Annotated in this window: 17 protein-coding genes and 2 pseudogenes; 11 read left to right on the top strand and 8 right to left on the bottom strand. The window is 40.5% G+C overall.

The window, feature by feature from the left end; all coding sequences use genetic code 11:
- Positions 1 to 122 precede the first annotated feature (122 nt).
- From rarD to AVJ20_RS13240, 5 genes are all read left to right on the top strand, one after another.
- Positions 123 to 1055, top strand: a complete 933-nt coding sequence (gene rarD / locus AVJ20_RS13220; RefSeq protein ID WP_078191878.1) for an EamA family transporter RarD — start codon at positions 123 to 125, stop codon at positions 1053 to 1055.
- A gap of 218 nt (positions 1056 to 1273) precedes the next feature.
- On the top strand, positions 1274 to 2950 hold the full coding sequence (locus AVJ20_RS13225) for a hypothetical protein (RefSeq protein WP_111885540.1): 1677 nt from the start codon (positions 1274 to 1276) through the stop codon (positions 2948 to 2950).
- Between the two features lie 712 nt (positions 2951 to 3662).
- Positions 3663 to 5120 carry a glyceraldehyde-3-phosphate dehydrogenase gene (locus AVJ20_RS13230; protein ID WP_111885541.1) on the top strand — a complete coding sequence of 486 codons (1458 nt, stop codon included), beginning with the start codon at positions 3663 to 3665 and terminating at the stop codon, positions 5118 to 5120.
- Between the two features lie 309 nt (positions 5121 to 5429).
- Complete coding sequence (locus tag AVJ20_RS13235) at positions 5430 to 6131, top strand: MFS transporter (protein WP_111885552.1); 702 nt, start codon at positions 5430 to 5432, stop codon at positions 6129 to 6131.
- A gap of 3 nt (positions 6132 to 6134) precedes the next feature.
- Positions 6135 to 6815, top strand: coding sequence for a hypothetical protein (locus AVJ20_RS13240; RefSeq protein WP_111885542.1), 681 nt, complete (start codon positions 6135 to 6137; stop codon positions 6813 to 6815).
- Positions 6816 to 6872: 57 nt separating this feature from the next.
- Here AVJ20_RS13240 and AVJ20_RS13245 read toward each other — a convergent pair whose 3' ends face one another.
- Complete coding sequence (locus tag AVJ20_RS13245; RefSeq protein ID WP_111885543.1) at positions 6873 to 7727, bottom strand: SDR family oxidoreductase; 855 nt, start codon at positions 7725 to 7727, stop codon at positions 6873 to 6875.
- A gap of 115 nt (positions 7728 to 7842) precedes the next feature.
- On the opposite strand from AVJ20_RS13245, the gene AVJ20_RS13250 reads away from it, so the two are divergent.
- From AVJ20_RS13250 to AVJ20_RS13265, 4 genes are all read left to right on the top strand, one after another.
- Complete coding sequence (locus AVJ20_RS13250) at positions 7843 to 8217, top strand: winged helix-turn-helix transcriptional regulator (RefSeq protein WP_078191873.1); 375 nt, start codon at positions 7843 to 7845, stop codon at positions 8215 to 8217.
- A 213-nt stretch (positions 8218 to 8430) separates the two neighbouring features.
- Positions 8431 to 9645 carry an Obg family GTPase CgtA gene (gene cgtA / locus AVJ20_RS13255; protein ID WP_111885544.1) on the top strand — a complete coding sequence of 405 codons (1215 nt, stop codon included), beginning with the start codon at positions 8431 to 8433 and terminating at the stop codon, positions 9643 to 9645.
- Positions 9646 to 9685: 40 nt separating this feature from the next.
- Positions 9686 to 10819 (top strand): glutamate 5-kinase, encoded by a 1134-nt coding sequence (gene proB / locus AVJ20_RS13260; protein WP_111885545.1) that lies wholly within the window; start codon positions 9686 to 9688, stop codon positions 10817 to 10819.
- Between the two features lie 90 nt (positions 10820 to 10909).
- On the top strand, positions 10910 to 11428 hold the full coding sequence (locus tag AVJ20_RS13265) for a GNAT family N-acetyltransferase (protein WP_111885546.1): 519 nt from the start codon (positions 10910 to 10912) through the stop codon (positions 11426 to 11428).
- A 57-nt stretch (positions 11429 to 11485) separates the two neighbouring features.
- Here the strand turns inward: AVJ20_RS13265 and arsH are convergent, their stop codons facing one another.
- The 6 genes and pseudogenes from arsH to AVJ20_RS13290 all read right to left on the bottom strand — a co-directional run bounded on the left by arsH (position 11486) and on the right by AVJ20_RS13290 (position 15014).
- Positions 11486 to 12190: an arsenical resistance protein ArsH gene (gene arsH, locus AVJ20_RS13270; protein ID WP_078191860.1), complete on the bottom strand. Its 705-nt coding sequence runs from the start codon at positions 12188 to 12190 to the stop codon at positions 11486 to 11488.
- 1 nt (position 12191) lies between these two features.
- Positions 12192 to 13232: an ACR3 family arsenite efflux transporter gene (gene arsB / locus AVJ20_RS13275; RefSeq protein ID WP_111885547.1), complete on the bottom strand. Its 1041-nt coding sequence runs from the start codon at positions 13230 to 13232 to the stop codon at positions 12192 to 12194.
- Positions 13232 to 13705, bottom strand: coding sequence for an arsenate reductase ArsC (locus AVJ20_RS13280; RefSeq protein WP_078191858.1), 474 nt, complete (start codon positions 13703 to 13705; stop codon positions 13232 to 13234). Before AVJ20_RS13280 ends, arsB begins: the two co-directional genes overlap by 1 nt.
- Positions 13702 to 14031, bottom strand: coding sequence for a metalloregulator ArsR/SmtB family transcription factor (locus AVJ20_RS13285; RefSeq protein ID WP_078191857.1), 330 nt, complete (start codon positions 14029 to 14031; stop codon positions 13702 to 13704). The genes AVJ20_RS13280 and AVJ20_RS13285 overlap by 4 nt, the downstream gene beginning before the upstream one ends.
- A 113-nt stretch (positions 14032 to 14144) precedes the next feature.
- Positions 14145 to 14237, bottom strand: a pseudogene (locus AVJ20_RS19010) (hypothetical protein); the annotation flags it as partial.
- A gap of 75 nt (positions 14238 to 14312) precedes the next feature.
- A complete protein-coding gene (locus AVJ20_RS13290) occupies positions 14313 to 15014 on the bottom strand; it encodes an SIMPL domain-containing protein (RefSeq protein ID WP_111885548.1) in 702 nt (233 codons plus the stop codon).
- 484 nt (positions 15015 to 15498) lie between these two features.
- Between AVJ20_RS13290 and AVJ20_RS13295 the strand changes: the two genes are divergently transcribed.
- Together AVJ20_RS13295 and AVJ20_RS13300 are read left to right on the top strand one after the other, a co-directional pair.
- Positions 15499 to 16872, top strand: coding sequence for a diaminobutyrate--2-oxoglutarate transaminase (locus AVJ20_RS13295; RefSeq protein WP_111885549.1), 1374 nt, complete (start codon positions 15499 to 15501; stop codon positions 16870 to 16872).
- Between the two features lie 3 nt (positions 16873 to 16875).
- Positions 16876 to 18408, top strand: coding sequence for a pyridoxal phosphate-dependent decarboxylase family protein (locus AVJ20_RS13300; RefSeq protein WP_111885550.1), 1533 nt, complete (start codon positions 16876 to 16878; stop codon positions 18406 to 18408).
- Positions 18409 to 18783: 375 nt separating this feature from the next.
- On the opposite strand, the pseudogene AVJ20_RS13305 reads toward AVJ20_RS13300, so the two are convergent.
- Positions 18784 to 19427: pseudogene (locus AVJ20_RS13305) on the bottom strand (aromatic ring-hydroxylating dioxygenase subunit alpha); the annotation flags it as partial.

Genomic DNA, 19427 nt, shown 5'->3' on the forward strand with positions numbered 1-19427 from the left:
TTGAACAAATGCTAAAAACCATGCCTGTGCATGGTTTTTTATTTGCTAGAATGTCCATGCGAAAAGCTTGATTGATCAAGCAAAATATCAAGATTATGTAGTCATTTGGACTGGAGTGAAAGATGTATAAAGGCGTTGCATTGTCTGTATTGGCATCGGTCACTTTCGGTATTTTATATTTCTTTACCATCTTTTTAAAACCTCTAGATAGCGAGCAAACTTTTGCATGGCGCATGTTGGCGACCTTGCCATTTTTAACCTTATTTATGTGGTGGATGAAAGATTTAAACAAAGTCAGTGAAATTTTTTGGCGTGTGGTCAAGCAACCGATCTTTCTCATTTGGTTAATCATTAGTTCATTTTTATGTACTACACAGCTTTGGTTGTTTTTGTGGGGACCAATTAATGGCCGAGGGCTAGAAGTATCTTTAGGGTATTTTCTATTGCCCTTAGTAATGGTTCTGGTTGGATGTGTACTGTATAAAGAAAAGCTGTCTAAATGGCAGATGGCTGCCGTGGCATTGGCAATTTTAGGGGTCGGCCACGAAATTTGGCGTATTGGCAGTATCGCGTGGGAAACTGTCTATGTCGCTGTGGCTTATCCAATTTATTTCTTTTTACGTCGTACCTTTAAAACCGATCATTTGGGTGGTTTTTGGTGGGATCTTTGCTTAATTTTGCCTGTAGCCTTTTATTTAGGATTTATTCATAGCGATAGTTTAGCGCTGATGTCGTTATTCCCGTATCTGATTTTGGCGGTTTTAGGACTGGGTTTTCTGAGTGCGCTTGGCTTAGGTAGCTATATGTTGGCGAGTCGTTATTTGCCATTTGTGATTTTTGGTTTGTTGAGTTATTTAGAACCCGTGTTGTTAGCTTTTGCATCCATCGCATTGGGGGAGCGAGTAGAAGCCGAAGAATGGCTGACCTATATTCCAATTTGGGGTGCGGTATTGTTATTGGTGATAGAAGGTGTTTTGCATCTGTTTAAACAAAAGCAAAATGAACGTGCGCTAGCAAAAAATGTAAAAGCGTTAAATGATCGAATCGATTCTTAGACTGAAAATCCTGGTACGATAAATTGATCAGTTTACAATTAATGCTTGCTGTTTTTTAATAAAATCTTAAACTTAGAAAACTAAAACACGCCATGATTCAATTTATTGTTTAGGAAGAACAGCATTGAATGATGGTGTACAAAAATATTTATTTTAGATAAAAATAAACTGAAATCGATAAAAGATTGATTAAAGAACCAAGATACAGGAAGCAGTCAGTGGTTGTCCCATTTCATCTAAGCGCAAAACTTTTACAGCTACAACCCGTGCTGGATCAGCATTGGCAGAGTATCGTGTCTGAAGTGTGCACTGATCTTGATCAATCCAATTTAGCACAGATACAGCAGGTGTTATTGCAAAAAGGTATTCGTTGGGAGTCTTCATCACAGTCGTATCAAAGCGATGTACCGATGAATTTGGGCATGCTGATGAAAGTACTAAAATATGATGTCATGCGTGAGCATGCACAGTATTTGGCAACACAGCTCGAAGAACTTAGGATATTGACCCAGAGTATTCAAATTGCGCGAAAATTAGAAGAAAACCTACTCTATATCAATAAAATAGATGCAGAAGAAGATTTTGAATTACAGTATGAAAAAAATGTATTACATCAGCATTTCATTTTAAATGCCGCACAAATCATTCGTGAAATGGATTTGATTGCGCCGAGTGATGCACGTCAACTCACTGCTCTGCAAGTTAAAATTTTCTTGATCGAAATTTTCTTAAAGTCACATATGTTAGGGCAAGTTTTTGATGCTTCTATCCCAAAATCATCTGAGGTTTGGCAACATCCGATTTTTAAATATTATTTAAAGCGTGAACAAAAAATGCGATATTTACAAATCGTACAAACATCTGAGTTTATTTATATTTTGTCGCCTGATTTAGATTGGACGACGCAGTATTCAGCAACTCGATTTTTATCGACAAAGCATAATGAGGCCTTAGCAGACGAAATTTTTGATGGGGTGGCCATAGATTTAAATACTGCTTTAGAAAATCATCAGATAGAACAATTAAAAACTCAAGTCTCTAAGCTGGCATCTATTGCAGGCTTTATACATTTAAATCTGCAAAATTTAATGCAGCAACTTTATAAACGGTTAGATAAGCATCTACTTTTAATGCTGCATGTAGAAGATGCTACTCAATTAGCGACGGTTTTACCTGCTTTTGAGCAGCAGTTCAATACATTGATCTTGAAGCCCTTACATCAGACTGTTCAATATCAACTGATTGAGCAGATACAGCATGATTTTGCCTTTTTCCATAGCATGCAAATATCTCAGAAGCTCATCACGAGTCTAAACGTCTTGAGTAGTTGCCCTAAGTTTGAGGCAAGTTTGGAGTTAAAGCGACTGCGACTTCAACTACAGGCTTGGCAGGTGCTTTTGTTGAAACGGCGTACGCACATTTTTCATGTTCAAAATGAAGATGATTGGGAGTTACATCATCAGCAGTCACAGCAAATTCATACGGCGTTGAAAGCGCTCTTGCAGCCGAACGAGGATCAACAGAAAATCTTTGCTACAGAAGCAACTGTAGAAAATACGGGTGCCCATGGCGCGCATGTTGGATTTTCCAAACGCATGACGAAATCAGGGGATTATGAAAGCCTTGAAGCCGATGCTTTAAAAGCGCAGCAGCAAAAAAAGCGACAAACTTATATGCAGGTTTTAATGTTGCTAAAGGAACATGCGTCACAGCTCGTCAATCTCGATTTTGAGCCATGTGAAAATGCCTTAAAGGTGCAGTCTTTTAGTGATCGGAGATATTTTGCGATTAGTACTGGAGAGAATGGTTTAAATGCACTACCGAAAATATTAGAGCTGAGTGTAAATTTCTTTGATTTTAATTTGGAAAAGTTTGCTGAGAATCTGAAAAATTAGCAGAATTTTAAATATTGATCTGACTTTAAAACTAATGTTAGGCAGTAACATTAGAGGCGTAATTTGATCCAAATAAAAGAACGATACGCGGTAATGTTATCCGCAATTGTCTAAGACAAGGTTACTTCTAATAAAAAATGTTTTTGCGATACTTTGAATAAATTGACGGTAGTGAACGAGTTTTGCGGTGAGGAGCATTGCTCCGCAAGATGGTTTCCTTGCGAAGCTTCGCTTCTCATTTTGCCAAATGAGAAACAACGTTTCGTAAGAGTACCTCCAGCTGAAGGCTAAACCCTTTATTCAAACCTCAGATGTAAGACTCCGTCGAATAGTCTTAAAAATCATCTAAAAATGTGAAATTATTATTACGAGCTTAGCATCAGTAAAAATACTATAAATTGAGCAAAATAAAAAAACAGCACAATTTGAAAAATATAAATATTCGTTCATCTTTGAGCTAAATCTGCTGAGATCTGGTTGATAAAACTACATTTGAAATTTTGTGACAAAAATCTGCGAAAAAGCCTGTTTTTCAACTTTCGGCTATAAAATCATAATACTAATCATGATTATTTTGAAAACTTATAGTGAATATATAACAAAATAACCTTGTCGAAATCTGCTTTTAGATTCATTAATTTTCAGTTTTCCATTACAATTGTGGGGTTTTGAAATTTATGCTTAGATTTACAATTAATTAGAGGACGTATCTGTGAGCAAAGACACTATCGTTGCCCTACATGCAGAGCACCAAGGTCGCTGGAAAAACCGTGAAGAAATCGCGGAACGTATGATTGCCCTAGTGGGTCAGTTATATCGTGAAAAAAACATCGTAGCTACAGTATACGGTCGTTCTTTAATTAACCGTTCGGTTATCCAAATTCTTAAAGCGCATCGTCGTACTCGCGTACTTGACGTTGAACTTTCAGTTGTGAACACTTTCCCAATTCTTGAAGCTTTGGCAAAAATCGAAAACATCGGTACTGCTGAAATTGATCTTGGCAAACTTGCTGTTGAGTTCAAAGAAAAAGGCGGTGATGTTGACGCATTCGTTGCTGACGCTGTGAAATCACTTGAAGGAAATGCAACTAACGTTGAAAACCGTGATGTTGTACTTTACGGTTTCGGTCGTATCGGTCGTATCCTTGCACGTTTGATGATCAGCCAATCTGGTCTAGGTCGTGGTCTTAACCTTAAAGCAATCGTTGTTCGTAAATCATCTGACGGTGACTTAGAAAAACGTGCGTCTTTGTTACGTCGTGACTCTATTCATGGTCCATTCGCAGGTACGATTTCTGTTGATGAAGAAAACGAAGCCATCATTGCTAACGGTAACTTCATCAAAGTGATCTATGCGTCTAACCCATCTGAAGTTGATTACACTGCTTACGGTATTAACAATGCACTTGTAATCGATAACACAGGTAAATGGCGTGATTCTGAAGGTCTTGCACAGCACCTTAAATGCGCTGGCGCTGCACGTGTAATTCTAACTGCACCTGGTAAAGGTGATATGAAGAACGTTGTATATGGTGTGAACCAAGCAGACATCCTTGATGAAGATACAATCATCTCTGCTGCAAGCTGTACAACAAACGCGATCACACCAACACTTAAAGTGTTAAATGACAAGTACACAGTGATCAATGGTCACGTTGAAACAGTTCACTCGTTCACAAACGACCAAAACTTGATCGACAACTACCATAAAGCTGACCGTCGTGGTCGTGCTGCTACTTTAAACATGGTAATCACTGAAACTGGTGCTGCTAAAGCTGTTGCTAAAGCACTTCCTGCTCTTCAAGGTAAATTGACTGGTAACTCAGTACGTGTACCTACTCCAAACGTATCTCTTGCAATTTTGAACCTTACTTTGGGTCAAGATGTTGACCGTGAAGAGGTGAATGAATACATTCGCCAAATTTCAATCAACTCTAACCTTCAAGGTCAAATCGGTTATACAAACTCAACTGAAGTCGTATCGTCTGACTTTATCGGTTCACGTACTGCTGGTGTGTTTGACGCTCAAGCGACAATCGCTTCTGGTAACCGTTTAACTGCTTATGTTTGGTACGATAACGAAGTGGGTTATAGCTGCCAAGTATTGCGTATTGCTGAGCAAATGGGCGGCGTAAGCTATCCAAAAGTTCCTGCTGAAACTAATGCTTAATTAGTTCACGCTGTAAAAAAAAGGGCCTCATTTGAGGCTCTTTTTTTATCTAAAGAGTATGGGTTAAAAACTTAAGGCATAGATGACGAATGGATTGATCAAAAGTATCAAAAGTTCTTGTTTTTTCTGCCACTGTTAGATGAGTGTGAGTCATTTATAATGAAAAGCTGACTAAAATGTTCAAGTTTTAAGTTAATGAAATTATTAAAGAATTAAATACAAAAAATTGCAAACTGGTTTGTATAATGTGTTCAAAATGAGACTGTAAAAAATAAAAAGCAAAAGGAATTTAGTTTGCAAGCAAAGCACATGCTCAATGGATTGGCATTTATTGTGTTTGCTGCGCTCTGTGGTGTACTTATCGCCATTTGGGTGTTTAAGCACTTTAATATTTATATCCCGCTAGAAAATCAGAACGTCAATATTGACCTGCAAGAGCCGTTACAAGCCGAAGTCAAAATTCATGATGCCTTGGATGTGGACGTGACAGGGAGGGTGAATGCTGAAATTCCGATACATGAAAATTTAAATATTCCCTTAACTCAAACGCTGACGCCACGGGTGTATTTTGATAATCAAGTCCCGATTAAGACCACGATTCCAGTGCGTGAAACTTTGAAAGTGAATCAAAACCTACCTGTGAACACCAAAGTGAAAGTTAAAGTCATGGGGCAGGATGTGACTTTGCCGCTCAAAGGTGATATCCCGATACAATTGGATATTCCAGTAAATATGAATGTGCCTTTGGAGCAAAAAGTACATTTAAAATTTGATGCGCCAGTTAAAACCGTGCTGAAAGAAAACCTACATATTCCACTAAATGCAAATTTAAAAACCAACATTCCTATTGAAGGTAATTTAAATGTTCCAATTAAGACGGCATTAAAAGCGACAGTGGATGTGCAAAATACGTTGCCGGTTCAAATTAAAAAGGGTGAATTGGTAATTCCACTAAAAACAATGCGACTCAATAGAGAGCATGCCAAAACTGAAGCTAAAGCTCAGGAGTAAGCCATGTGGATATTTCAATCGGCGAAGCGCGTCATTTTGAGTTTTATCGCAGTTGCGTTATTGGTTGCGGTGTTATTTTGGTTGTATTTAAATATTTATGCGTCGATGCAAGTACGTGCAAAAAATGCTGATATTCAATTGTCGCATTCACTACCCACCAAAATTTCCGTTGGTAATTATTTGCAAACGCAGTCTATTGGGACTCTGGATACGCAGATTGCTTTAGATCGGAAGCTGCAACTACCCTTAAAGGGAAAATATCTGGCAGATTTGCAGTTTAGTGTAGAGGTTCCGATCTCAGTGGATATTGATTATTCCACCAATATTCAAATTAACCAGACGATGCCGCTTGAGGCGACCACAGATTTGGTGATTAAAAATAAACTCGTGCCGAAATTTCCCTTAAAAATGGACATTCCTGTCAAGTTAGATGTGCCTTTTCATTTGAAAAGAACCTATAACATTCCTATTCGAATTAATTTTAATGGTCCTGTGTATTTTGAGTTTAATGAAAAAGTCGATTTGCATGTGGTACGTCAGTTTGCACCACAGCTAAAACTCAATGACCCGATGACCATGAGAAAAATCGCAACCTTTAATGCCACGATGTACAACGCAGAGCGTAATACCAAGGCAAATTTAGATATGAATATGGATTTGCCGATAAAAAATGTACATCCATAACTCAGATTCAAACCAACAAAAAAGCGAATCAATTCGGGCTTTTTTGTTGGTTTGATCTTATTTTAAAGCAGCTTCAACAGCACTACGTAGAGAAGTGGTTGGGTGACCGAGTAACTGTTCCAAGTCCTTGCGATCACTTTGCATCGCACCGTCAATGCTATTGATATCGGCATCGACGATCACATCTACAAGACCAGCAGGTAAGCCAGCTTGTAATAAACCTTGTGTGTAGTCTTCTGCAGTTAAATTTTGATAGTGAACATTTTGACCTGAAACTTGCTGTAGGGTTTCAGCAAGCTGTGCCAATGTGAAACTGTCTGAGCTTGCAAGTTCATAGGTTTTATTCTCATGACCAGAGCTTGTAAGTACTTTTGCAGCTGCTTCAGCATAGTCAGCACGGGTCGCTGCATTAATTTTCCCATCCTTTGCTGCACCAAATAAGGTACCTGTTTCAACCACATGTCCTGCAGCAGCAAGATAGTTTTCGACATACCAGTTATTTCGTAAGAAGGTATAGGTTAAACCACTAGCTTGAATCAGACTTTCTGTTTCACGATGTTCTTGAGATAAACCCAATGGTGACGTATCTGCACGTAACAGGCTGGTATAAGCAAGATATAGAACTTTCGCTTCTACTGCAGCATCAATTACGGCTTTGTGTTGTGGAGTACGCCGACCAATTTCATTGGCAGAAATGAGTAATAATTTATCGACACCTTGTAGTGCAGGAACCAGTGTATCTGGTTGATCATAGTCAAAATGACGAAGTTCGATGCCTTGAGCTTGTAGAGATGCTGCTTTTTCTGGTGAGCGAACTAAAGCGATGATGTTTTCGGCCGCGGTTTCTTTCAATAAGAATTGAAGGACCAATTGGCCTAATTGACCTGTTGCACCTGTAATTGCGATTTTCATATTTAAACCCTCTGATTGTTGAATAAATGATCTTGATGGTTGAATCTTAATCTGTTAACTTACTAAATGTAAGTACGTACCAAAAAGTAAGTTAGTGAGTTTGAGGAAAGATTTAATGAACACATACGCTACAAGTAAGTTATTAGGTCAAGTTTTATCCACTGATTGTCCATCTCGAGAAATATTGGAACATCTCACCAATAAATGGTCAGTATTAGTTTTGCGTTGTTTGACTGAAGGGGTACACCGTTTTAGTGAACTTAAGCAGCGGATCGAAGGGGTGAGCGAAAAGATGCTGGCTCAAACGCTGAAAATGCTCGAGCAAGATGGTTTTATCTTACGGACAGTCTATCCAGTCGTGCCACCCAAAGTTGAATATCAACTGACTTTAATGGGCTCACAGGCTGCAGAAAAGTTAATGCATCTGATTGGTTGGGTTGAACGAACCTTGCCTGAAATTATTGAAGCCAAGGAAAATGCACGTAAATAGCTTTCAGAAATGGGGAGTGAAATTCGTTTGCCATTTATCAAAGGTATTTTGATGATGAGCTAAAGATTTTCGAGCGAGGTGCGGATTTTCCTAAAAATTTGCATCAGCACCAAGATGAATGAAATTTATAGTATTGCTGAATAATATTGTTCGAGAAATTCTTTAAAATATGGCAGAATAAGCGGTTTTAAAGTTTTTAGAGGATTGGCAAACATGCGCTTTGTTGATGAAGCAGTCATTACCGTAGAGGCTGGCGACGGTGGCAATGGCGTAGCCAGTTTTCGCCGTGAAAAATTCGTACCATTTGGTGGTCCAGATGGTGGTGATGGTGGTCGTGGCGGTAACGTATACGTTCAAGCCGACAACGACACAAGTACCCTAGTAGATTATCGTTATACACGTAAATTCCGTGCAGAACGTGCTAAAAATGGTCGTGGAGCGAACTGCTCAGGCCGTGGCGGTGAAGATACCGTATTGCTCGTTCCAGTGGGCACAACAATTGTAGATACAGAATCTGGCGATATCATCGGCGACTTAGTGGCTGACGGTCAGCGTGTGTTAGTGGCAGCAGGTGGTGAAGGTGGTTTGGGTAATACTCACTTCAAATCTTCAACCAACCGTTCTCCACGTAAATGTACACACGGCTCAAAAGGCGAATTTCGTGAAATTCGTCTTGAATTAAAAGTACTCGCAGACGTTGGTTTGTTGGGTATGCCAAATGCGGGTAAATCAACCTTTATCCGTGCAGTTTCAGCAGCGAAACCAAAAGTTGCAGATTATCCATTTACCACTATGGTGCCAAATCTAGGTGTGGTTGATGCTGATAGTCACCGCTCATTTGTAATGGCGGATATTCCAGGTCTAATCGAAGGGGCTGCAGAAGGTGCAGGTCTAGGTATTCGATTCCTGAAACACTTGGCGCGTACACGTATTTTATTACACATCGTAGATGTTCAACCGATTGATGGTTCTGACCCTGCGTATAATGCAAAAGCAATTTTGGAAGAGTTGAAAAAATTCTCCCCAACACTTTCAAAATTACCTGTTGTATTGGTACTCAATAAAGTAGACCAATTGGCGGTTGAAACGCGTGATGAATGGTGTGATCACATTCTCGAAGAGTTGCAGTGGAAAGGCCCTGTATTCAAAACTTCAGGTTTAACGTTTGAAGGTACTAAAGACGTTGTGTACTACCTGATGGATCAAATTGAAGAACAGCGCGAACGCGAAACTGAAGATCCTGAATATGCAGCAGAAGTTAAAGCGTTCCGTGATCAGCTTGAAGCTGAAACACGTGAGCAAACGCTTGCTGCGAAAGAAGCATATCGTGAAATGCGTCGTCAACAACGTCTGGCAGGTCAAGGTGAAGACTTTGATGATGAATTTGAAGACGGTGATGATGAGGCAGAATCGTACTACGTACGTTAATTGCTGAATAAGTGTCAAAGCAAACAAGTCTGAGGACAAGATGATAGAAGTGGTAGATGGGCAACGTCAGCTCAAGGGTTGTAAACGTATCGTTGTTAAAATCGGATCATCACTACTCACAGCAAACGGAAAAGGGTTAGATCTGGATGCAATCTCGCATTGGGCGGGACAAATTGCAGAACTACACAATGCAGGGCACGAGATCATTCTTGTGTCTTCCGGTGCTGTGGCTGAAGGGATGGTTCGTATGAATTTGGACAACCGACCCACAGATCTACCCAGTCTACAGGCTTGTGCTGCCATTGGTCAGATGGGCTTAATTCATACTTGGTCTAGCGTATTAGAACAACGTTCGATTCGCACAGCACAAGTTTTGTTAACGCATGATGACTTGGCAGACCGTCGTCGCTATTTGAACTCTTGTGATGCCTTGCAACACTTGATAGACTGGCGTGTCATTCCAGTCATCAATGAGAACGACACTGTTTCGACAGATGAAATTCGCTTTGGTGATAATGATACTTTGGCAGCTATGGTGGCGGGTCAGGTACATGCAGACTTATTGGTGATTTTAACTGACCAAGAAGGCATGTTTGACTCAGACCCTCGTTCCAATCCAGATGCAAAACTGTTCCATACAGTACGTGCAATGGATGAATCATTATTCGATATGGCTGGCGGCGGCGGTAAATTCGGTCGTGGTGGTATGTTGACCAAAGTTCGTGCGGCACGTTTGGCAGCCAAGTCCGGTTGCCCAACAGTCATTGCGAGCGGTGATAGTGATAATGTGCTGTCACGCGTGATGGCCGGTGAATTACTCGGTACATTATTTATTACCGACAATGACCGTGTCACAGCCCATCAACAATGGTTAGCTGCACATTTACAAACAGCTGGTCGCTTAGTAATTGATGATGGTGCAGTTAAAGCCATTCGTGATAATCACCGCAGTTTATTACCTGTCGGTGTGAAAGCAGTTGAAGGGCATTTTGAACGTGGTGATGTGGTGGAATGTGTTGATATTGCAGGACATCGTGTAGCTGTTGGCCGTGTAAACTTCAGTTCACGCTCGGCAGAAATAGTTAAAGGTTTGGCCTCAGATAAAGTTCATCAAGTTTTAGGGGAAGCCCGATCACTTGAAATGATCCATCGCAATCATATGTCGATTTACTAAATTGAAAGATCAAAATCCTGCTTCCGAGCGGGATTTTTATGGCATGCCATTTGAATATAACGATAAAAATAGTAATATGACGAGAAGAATATGAGCGAAATTCAATATTTAAACATTCAAGATCTAAAAGATGAGCAGGCTCAACTGTGTGAATTATTGGCACAATGTGTGCAAGATGGTGCATCACTGGGTTTTTTAACTAAAGAATCTAAGTCGCACTATGATGAATATTGGTCTGCTGTGGCAAAGGATATTCAAAAGCATAAAACCTTTTTGTGGGCGGCGCTACAAAGCGGTGAAATTGTGGGCACAGTACAATTGGTTCGTGCCACCAAAGCCAATGCACTGCATCGTGCTGAGATTGAAAAACTTATGGTGCATCCAAAGGTACGTCAGCAAGGCATTGCTCACCAACTATTCACACTTGCAGAAGATAAAGCAAAACACTTGAACTTGAAATTACTTGTACTTGATACGCGTACAGGCGATGTCTCTGAAAAGCTATATGAAAAATTTAACTTTATAAAAGCTGGGATCATCCCGCAATTTGCATTGAGCCATACAGGTACAATAGATTCAACGACATTATTTTATAAATTATTAGTTTAAGTTGAAACGGATAGATATTTTAGACCAAAACTCCTGCACAGATGCAGGAGTTTTTCATTAAAGGTTCTTTTGATTAACTCGTTTAGAGAGTTCTTCCGCACTTTCAACTCGTTCAGAATAGCGATCTGTGAGGTAGGCAGATTGACCACGTGTGAGTAGGGTAAATTTATATAATTCCTCCATCACATCGACAATGCGAGTGTAATAGGAGGAAGGTTTCATGCGATCATTTTCATCAAACTCTAAAAATGCTTTTGCAACGGAAGATTGATTTGGAATCGTGATCATCCGCATCCAACGCCCAAGGATGCGCATTTGGTTAACAGCATTAAAAGATTGCGAACCACCACTGACTTGCATTAACGCCAGCGTTTTACCTTGAGTAGCACGAATGGCACCTGCGGCTAAAGGAATCCAATCAATTTGTGCTTTCAATATAGAGCTCATCGCACCATGTCGTTCTGGCGAACACCAAACCATGCCTTCAGACCATGCAAGTAATTCATGTAATTCCTGAACTTTGGGATGTGAAGTTTCAGCATCTTCAGGCAGTGGAAGACCTTTAGGATGAAAAATTTTGACTTCTGCACCAAAATGTTCAAGGATTCGACCCGCCTCCAATACCGTTAGGCGGCTAAATGAGCGTTCACGGTTAGAGCCATATAGCAGCAGAATGCGTGGCGGATGTTCAAGTGCTTTAGCTTGAACTTGTTCAAAACGCGGTGTTTCAAGTAAATCTAGTTGAATATTGGGGAGCTTCATTTTAGTTCTCTTTATACCATTTGCGTTTTAGCCAGAGCGATACACTCACTAATGCAATAAGCACAGGCACTTCAACCAATGGGCCAATAATCGTGGTAAATGCAATCGGAGATGCAATGCCAAAGGTGGCGATGGCAACAGCGAGGGCAAGTTCAAAATTATTACCTGCTGCTGTAAAGGATATCGCAGTGGTTTTGGCGTAGTTATTGCCCATCCATTTGCTCATCAAAAAGCTAATGAAAAACATCACCACAAAGTAGATCGTGAGGGGGATGGCAATACGCAGTACATCCATCGGAAGGCTCACGACATCTGCACCTTTGAGGCTAAACATCACCACAATAGTAAAGAGTAATGCGATTAAACTGATGGGGCTGATTTTGGGTATAAATTGATTTTTATACCAATCCAGACCTTTTTGTTTTACCAATATGGCACGCGTTAGGAAACCGAGCAGGAAGGGAATGCCTAGATACACCAATACTGCATGTGTGATGGTCCAAAAGCTGACTTGGATCACTTGTGCTTCGATACCAAAATATGGCGGTAAAAAACTCAAAAAGAACCATGCGTAGGTACTAAAAAATGCAATTTGGAAAATACTGTTAAATGCCACTAAAGCCGCAACGTATTGGTTATCCCCACAAGCGAGATCATTCCAAACCAGAACCATCGCAATACAACGTGCTAAACCAATCAGAATCAAACCGGTCATGTATTCAGGGGAGTGTTGTAAAAAAACGATCGCCAAAATAAACATCAGGCAAGGTGCGATTAACCAGTTTTGAAGTAGTGAAAGGTATAAGGTACATTTATCTTTAAACACTTCAGGCAGGGCTTTGTAATCCACTTTAGCCAAAGGCGGATACATCATCAGGATTAAACCAATGGCAATCGCAATATTGACATCACCGATATTGAGTTGATTTAAAGCCCTTGAAGCACTTGGAATATACACGCCAATCGCAATGCCTAGCCCCATTGCGATAAAAATCCATAGCGTTAGATTGCGGTCTAGAAATGACAGTTTTGCAGCAGCCATTATTGAATCTCTGAAATTTTTTGGATTTCTTTGTTAAGCTCTTCACGACTTAATTGCTTAAAATCGAGTGCAAATAAAGCATCTAAACGGCGGTTAATATGCGCCACGGTATCAAGAAAAGCTGCAAGTTTTACGTCATCTGCAAGCTCTAAATGGGAAGGGTCTTCTAAACCCCAGTGTGCTTTGATGGCAGAGCCTAAGTAAATTGGGCAAGCTTCTTGAGCTGCAGAACCACAGACAGTAATTACCACATCGGGTTGGTATTGTTCACATGCTGTGATGGTTTTACTCGACAAGCCCTCAGTCGGTAGATTGAGGTTATGTAGGGTTTTTAAGGTAAATGGGTGGACTTGTCCTGAAGGTTTACTGCCTGCGCTATAAGCACGGAAACCTTCAGGGGCACGCTGGTTAAAAAGTACTTCGGATAAAATGCTGCGGCAGCTATTGCCAGTACATAGAAATAAAAAATTCATAGCGTTTCACACAATGTGGTAGTGCCTTTCGGGGAGTTTAAATCGAGGTCTTTAAATCGTTCTTGGTGACGCATGACATCGAGTATTTGTGTACACCAAGTAGGCAGTGCAGGGTGAATGGAGTAATAGACCCATTGACCTTTACGTTGATCACTCAGCACACCTGATGAACGCAGTAATGCCAAATGACGCGAAATTTTAGGTTGGCTCAATTCAAGGGACTCAGTGAGTTCGCAGACGCAGAGTTCACCTTTACAAGCCAACAGCATGATGATGTTCAGACGAGTCTCATCTGCAAGTAATTTGAAAAATTCAGTCTGTTCCATGTTTATCTGTATATATGGATTTTCATATATCTTTACATGTGAACATATGGATGTCCATATGTATTGTTCAATAAAAATCCCACACTTGGTGGGATCTTTATATTTAGACCAGTTTAAAAGTCGAATGAAGTTTGTAAGAAGAAGGTTCGTGGCTGACCAATATATTTACCACCGGTTGCATCTGATGAACGGATGAAATACTGTTTGGTTTAAATAAAGATTAGATGGAATTTATAGTCAAAAAAACCGCGCTAAAGCACGGTTTCTTAAAATGAATTTAATTATTTGAACTGGATAGAGCCATTTGCACTGACCGTGATTTTAGATTCACCACCTGCCATTTCTTGCTCAGGAATAGCATCAGCTGCCGCAGCTTTCATCATCGCCATACGCGGAACTGGCTGACCACCATAATTGCTGGTATTTAAATTAATATTAACTAAGTTGTAGCCTGATTTATTCCATGCCTGAGCGAGCGCTTGGGCACGTTGTTGAAAGTTTTTGGATGCTTCAACCATCAGTTCATTTTCAACTTTTTTACGCTGTGCATCTGACACACTAAAGCTGATGGATTGAGTTTGGAAATTTTGTTGTAACTCGCTCACCAATTGGCTAGCTGCTTTAAAGTCTGTACTTTCTAAACGCACTTCGGCACGACCACGCCATTCTTTCAATTTACGACTGTCATTGTCATAAATCGGGTAGGTGCTTTGAGATCCCGTTTCGATTATTACCGCAGGGTATTTACGGGCTGTGTTCACCGCTTGGGTCATCAATTGGTTGATTTGGGTAGCAAGTTCAGCCGGCTGTTTATTTGATTTTTCAATATATAAAACGGCATACATTTGGTCGTTCGACACTTGGCGAGTAGCATCCGCCTGAATATTCACGATGTTGTAATTGAGTGGGTCAGCTGCTTGAGTTGCTGCTGCCAAACCTAGACCGGATGCTAATAAAACAGTGGATAAGATAATTTTACGCATTGTTATGACCTATTCTTCTTTCAGAATGACTAATTTAGCTTATGCTGTTATCTTAAAAGGTGATTATGATGGATTAAAGGAAAATCTGTGGTGGGATTGTAAATCTTTCAAGAAAAATAAATGTAGTGCTTGATGAATATTTATTTAAATAATCAGTACTTAGTTGTTTTAATAATTGAAGATTACAATAATCATTCATAAGTTGTAAAAAAGCATAAAATAAAAAGGTTTTCTTTGTTTTGTCACACTGTAAGATGATAATTCAAGATATCCATGGAATAGATCTGTTTTTTCTCTAAATTATCTTTTTATTTGATCATAAAAGTGATTTATTTTCTTGAAAAAGTCTGTATCATCCGCCTCCTAGTTAGCCCATACTCAAAGAGCTTTTAAAGCTAACTAGAAACTCATAAAGCACCGAGTCAAAGGACCGCAAGTCACCCGACTTATTTCTTTCAACCCATATCAGAGATGGTAATTCGATATGAGCGTTTCTTCTGTAAACCCTGCCACTAATTCTACTAACGAATACTATTTGACTCGCCAAAGCCAGATGGAATCCAATGTTCGTAGCTATCCGCGTAAACTTCCACTTGCGATAGCAAAAGCTTTAGGTTGTTGGGTTACTGATGTTGAAGGTACAGAGTACCTCGATTGTTTAGCTGGGGCAGGAACATTGGCATTAGGCCATAATCATCCTGCGGTAATTCAAAGTATCCAAGACACACTTGCAAGTGGCCTCCCATTGCATACTTTGGATTTAACAACGCCTTTAAAAGATGCTTTCACTGAAGCACTACTTGAGCAATTACCTGGTGGTAAAGAAGAGTATTGTCTACAGTTCTGTGGTCCGTCTGGTGCAGATGGTACAGAAGCAGCAATTAAATTAGCAAAAACTTACACTGGTCGTAGTTCAGTAATCAGCTTCTCAGGTGGCTACCATGGTATGACCCATGGCTCTTTGGCTATGACTGGTAACTTGTCTGCTAAAAATGCTGTGAACGGCTTAATGCCAGGTGTTCAATTTATGCCGTATCCGCATGAATACCGTTGCCCATTAGGCATAGGTGGTGAAGCGGGTGTAGACGCATTAACGTATTATTTCGAAAACTTCATTGAAGACGTAGAAAGCGGTGTAACGAAACCTGCAGCTGTAATCTTGGAAGCAATCCAAGGCGAAGGCGGTGTAGTGACTGCACCTGTAAAATGGTTAAAGAAAATCCGCGAAGTGACTGAAAAGCACAACATCGTGTTGATTCTTGATGAAGTACAAGCGGGCTTTGCACGTTCAGGTAAAATGTTTGCCTTTGAACATGCAGGTATTGAGCCAGACGTCATTGTAATGTCTAAAGCGGTAGGTGGTAGCTTACCACTTGCAGTATTGGGCATTAAACGTAAGTTTGACGCATGGCAACCAGCGGGTCACACGGGTACATTCCGTGGTAACCAACTTGCTATGGGTACTGGTCTTGCAACAATCAAAACCATCAAAGAGCAAAATCTTGCGCAAAATGCACAAGAGCGTGGTGACTTCTTACAAGCTGAATTGAAAAAATTAGCGGTAGAATTCCCATGTATCGGCAACGTACGTGGCCGTGGTTTGATGATTGGTATTGAAATCGTGGATGAGCGTAAACCAGCAGATCACATGGGCTCATTACCAGGTGATTCTCAATTGGCAGCAGCAATTCAAGCAGCATGTTTCAACAACAAATTGTTGTTAGAAAAAGGTGGTCGTAACGGTACTGTCATTCGTTTACTTTGTCCATTGATCATCAATCAAGCTGAATGTGAAGAAGTGATCGTTCGCTTCAAGAAAGCACTTGCTGAAGCACTTGTTGCAACTCGAGGCGCGTAAGACATGGTAGATTTTGCAGAACATCGTAAAGCGTTATTCTGCAATGATGCACAATCCATTGCTGACTACCAGTCAGCAATGGGTGAAGCGGTAAAAGCCGTTTCTGCATGGTTGCAAAATGACAAAATGTACACCGGCGGTAGTATTAAAGAGCTTCGTAGTGCAATTGCATTCAATCCTTCTAAAGAAGGTATGGGTGTACATAAATCACTAGACCGTATGGTTGAGCTGTTCTTAAACAAAAGCTTAAAAGTACATCACCCACATTCTTTAGCGCATTTGCATTGCCCAACAATGGTAACAAGCCAAATCGCTGAAGTGCTCATTAACGCGACAAACCAATCTATGGACTCATGGGATCAAAGCCCTGCAGGTTCATTGATGGAAGTTCAATTGATTGATTGGCTTCGCCAAAAAGTGGGCTACGGTGCAGGTCAAGCAGGTGTATTCACCTCTGGCGGTACGCAGTCTAACTTAATGGGCGTTTTACTTGCACGTGATGCGTGCATCGCGAAAAACTGGAAAGACGAAAACGGCAATCCGTGGTCTGTTCAGCGTGATGGCGTACCATCTGATGCTATGCGTAACGTCAAAGTGATCTGTTCTGAAAATGCGCACTTCTCTGTGCAAAAGAACATGGCGATGATGGGCATGGGCTTCCAATCTGTCGTGACTGTTCCTGTAGATGCGAATGCTCGCATGGATATGGACGCGCTTGAGAAAACCATGGCTCACCTTCAAGCTGAAGGCAAAATCGTGGCATGTGTAGTTGCAACTGCGGGTACTACCGATGCAGGCGCGATTGACCCATTGAAAGAAGTGCGTGCAATCACCAACAAATATGGCGCGTGGATGCATATCGACGCAGCATGGGGCGGTGCACTGATTCTTTCAAATGACTATCGTTCAATGTTAGACGGTATTGAACTGTCTGACTCGGTAACGCTTGATTTCCATAAGCATTACTTCCAAACGATTTCATGTGGCGCATTCTTGCTTAAGGATGAAGCGAACTATCGTTTCATGCATTATGAAGCTGAGTACTTAAACTCTGCTTATGATGAAGAGCATGGTGTTCCGAACTTAGTATCTAAGTCATTACAAACAACTCGCCGTTTTGACGCGTTGAAATTGTGGATGACAGTTGAAGCATTGGGTGAAGAGCTTTACGGTTCGATGATCGATCACGGTGTGGGTTTAACACGTGATGTTGCAGCATATATTGATGCAACAGATGGTTTAGAAATGTTGGTTGATCCACAATTCGCTTCTGTATTGTTCCGTGTAATTCCTGAAGGTTACCCAGCAGAATTACTCGATACACTTAACCAGAACGTTGCTGACGAATTGTTTGCACGTGGTGAAGCGAATATTGGTGTAACTAAAGTGGGTCAAGTTCAATCATTAAAAATGACCACTTTAAGCCCAGTGGCAACTTTAGACAACGTGAAGAACTTGCTTGCACTTGTACTTGCAGAAGCTGATCGTATTAAAGGTCCAATCGCGGATGGTACATATACACCTGCAATTGACTAATCGGTTGTTTGTGTTAAAAAAAGGCGCTCAATTGAGCGCCTTTTTTTATGCTTTTAAATAGCTTAGATTTATAAATAAAGTGCAACTTAATTGATGTTATAGCCGTAATTTTTCATTAGTGCATACTTTTTTTTGCGTAGGCGTATTGTTACTTTGAAGGATCAAAGTAACTAAAATCCTTCTCAGGCAAAAGGTACATCCATGTGACCTTTACCTTGCAGCGACATCCCTGTCGCCAGTCGCGATAGTCATTGATGTTTATCATTTGATGAATGAGATACCACAATATTTATAACCAATATAAGGCTTGTAAAGGAGTTTCCCTCTCCTTGTAGGAGAGGGTTAGGGTGAGGTGAATGCAATACGATATTGATGTTATGCAGCAAACAATGGAGTAAATCCTTTCTTTCGTAATAGTTTCCGATACATGCTTGAACTGCGGTCTGCAGGAAAATGTGCTTCTATACTCAAATCTAATGGCAAATATTCAGGCTTTTGCGATTCGGATACTAAGCGATCTTCTTCAAATATTTTTAAGTTAAAGTCGTAAGCATCTGCTACAGGCAGATCCTTGTCATAATTTCGACAAATAGGTGCAAATAGACGTGTAGAGCGGGCGGTCATTGGTGAGGCCGTATTCATAATCACTTGCTTGCTGTTATTTGGAAAATGAATCGTCAGCGTTGCAGTAAACGGCAGATGAATTTCAAAATGGCGCAACCATTGGAAACACTCTTGTCCGCGCTGTTCTAAACCAATTGGATAGCGCCCAACACTGCTCCAATAGTCTGCATTAAGCCAGTTTCTGTTTCGATGGTCGTGTAGTCAGGTACTTCTACATTTGCATGATCGCCAAACGTATCGGGATGTACCCATGCAAAATTCGCAACATCAATAAAACCTTCAAGCTGCCGGCCTGCAAAACATTGAAAATCTACCGTTGGACAAACCAATTGTTGAAAATCTGCATCTTCCCAATTGGGCATGCTAGGTATATTGGGTTCAGCTTCAGAATGAGC

Origin of the sequence: Acinetobacter sp. CFCC 11171 (assembly GCF_003268405.1) — a bacterium.
Classification (GTDB): Bacteria; Pseudomonadota; Gammaproteobacteria; order Pseudomonadales; family Moraxellaceae; genus Acinetobacter; species Acinetobacter amyesii.

Bases quoted from the DNA above. Each gene is read 5' to 3' on its own strand.
- AVJ20_RS13285 (WP_078191857.1), bottom strand. From the start codon at position 14,031: ATGGAACAGACTGAATTTTTCAAATTACTTGCAGATGAGACTCGTCTG.
- AVJ20_RS13295 (WP_111885549.1), top strand. From the start codon at position 15,499: ATGAGCGTTTCTTCTGTAAACCCTGCCACTAATTCTACTAACGAATAC.
- AVJ20_RS13245 (WP_111885543.1), bottom strand. From the start codon at position 7,727: ATGAAAATCGCAATTACAGGTGCAACAGGTCAATTAGGCCAATTGGTC.
- AVJ20_RS13300 (WP_111885550.1), top strand. From the start codon at position 16,876: ATGGTAGATTTTGCAGAACATCGTAAAGCGTTATTCTGCAATGATGCA.
- AVJ20_RS13250 (WP_078191873.1), top strand. From the start codon at position 7,843: ATGAACACATACGCTACAAGTAAGTTATTAGGTCAAGTTTTATCCACT.
- AVJ20_RS13240 (WP_111885542.1), top strand. From the start codon at position 6,135: ATGTGGATATTTCAATCGGCGAAGCGCGTCATTTTGAGTTTTATCGCA.
- AVJ20_RS13280 (WP_078191858.1), bottom strand. From the start codon at position 13,705: ATGAATTTTTTATTTCTATGTACTGGCAATAGCTGCCGCAGCATTTTA.
- proB (WP_111885545.1), top strand. From the start codon at position 9,686: ATGATAGAAGTGGTAGATGGGCAACGTCAGCTCAAGGGTTGTAAACGT.
- arsB (WP_111885547.1), bottom strand. From the start codon at position 13,232: ATGGCTGCTGCAAAACTGTCATTTCTAGACCGCAATCTAACGCTATGG.
- arsH (WP_078191860.1), bottom strand. From the start codon at position 12,190: ATGAAGCTCCCCAATATTCAACTAGATTTACTTGAAACACCGCGTTTT.
- AVJ20_RS13235 (WP_111885552.1), top strand. From the start codon at position 5,430: ATGCTCAATGGATTGGCATTTATTGTGTTTGCTGCGCTCTGTGGTGTA.
- rarD (WP_078191878.1), top strand. From the start codon at position 123: ATGTATAAAGGCGTTGCATTGTCTGTATTGGCATCGGTCACTTTCGGT.
- AVJ20_RS13290 (WP_111885548.1), bottom strand. From the start codon at position 15,014: ATGCGTAAAATTATCTTATCCACTGTTTTATTAGCATCCGGTCTAGGT.
- cgtA (WP_111885544.1), top strand. From the start codon at position 8,431: ATGCGCTTTGTTGATGAAGCAGTCATTACCGTAGAGGCTGGCGACGGT.
- AVJ20_RS13265 (WP_111885546.1), top strand. From the start codon at position 10,910: ATGAGCGAAATTCAATATTTAAACATTCAAGATCTAAAAGATGAGCAG.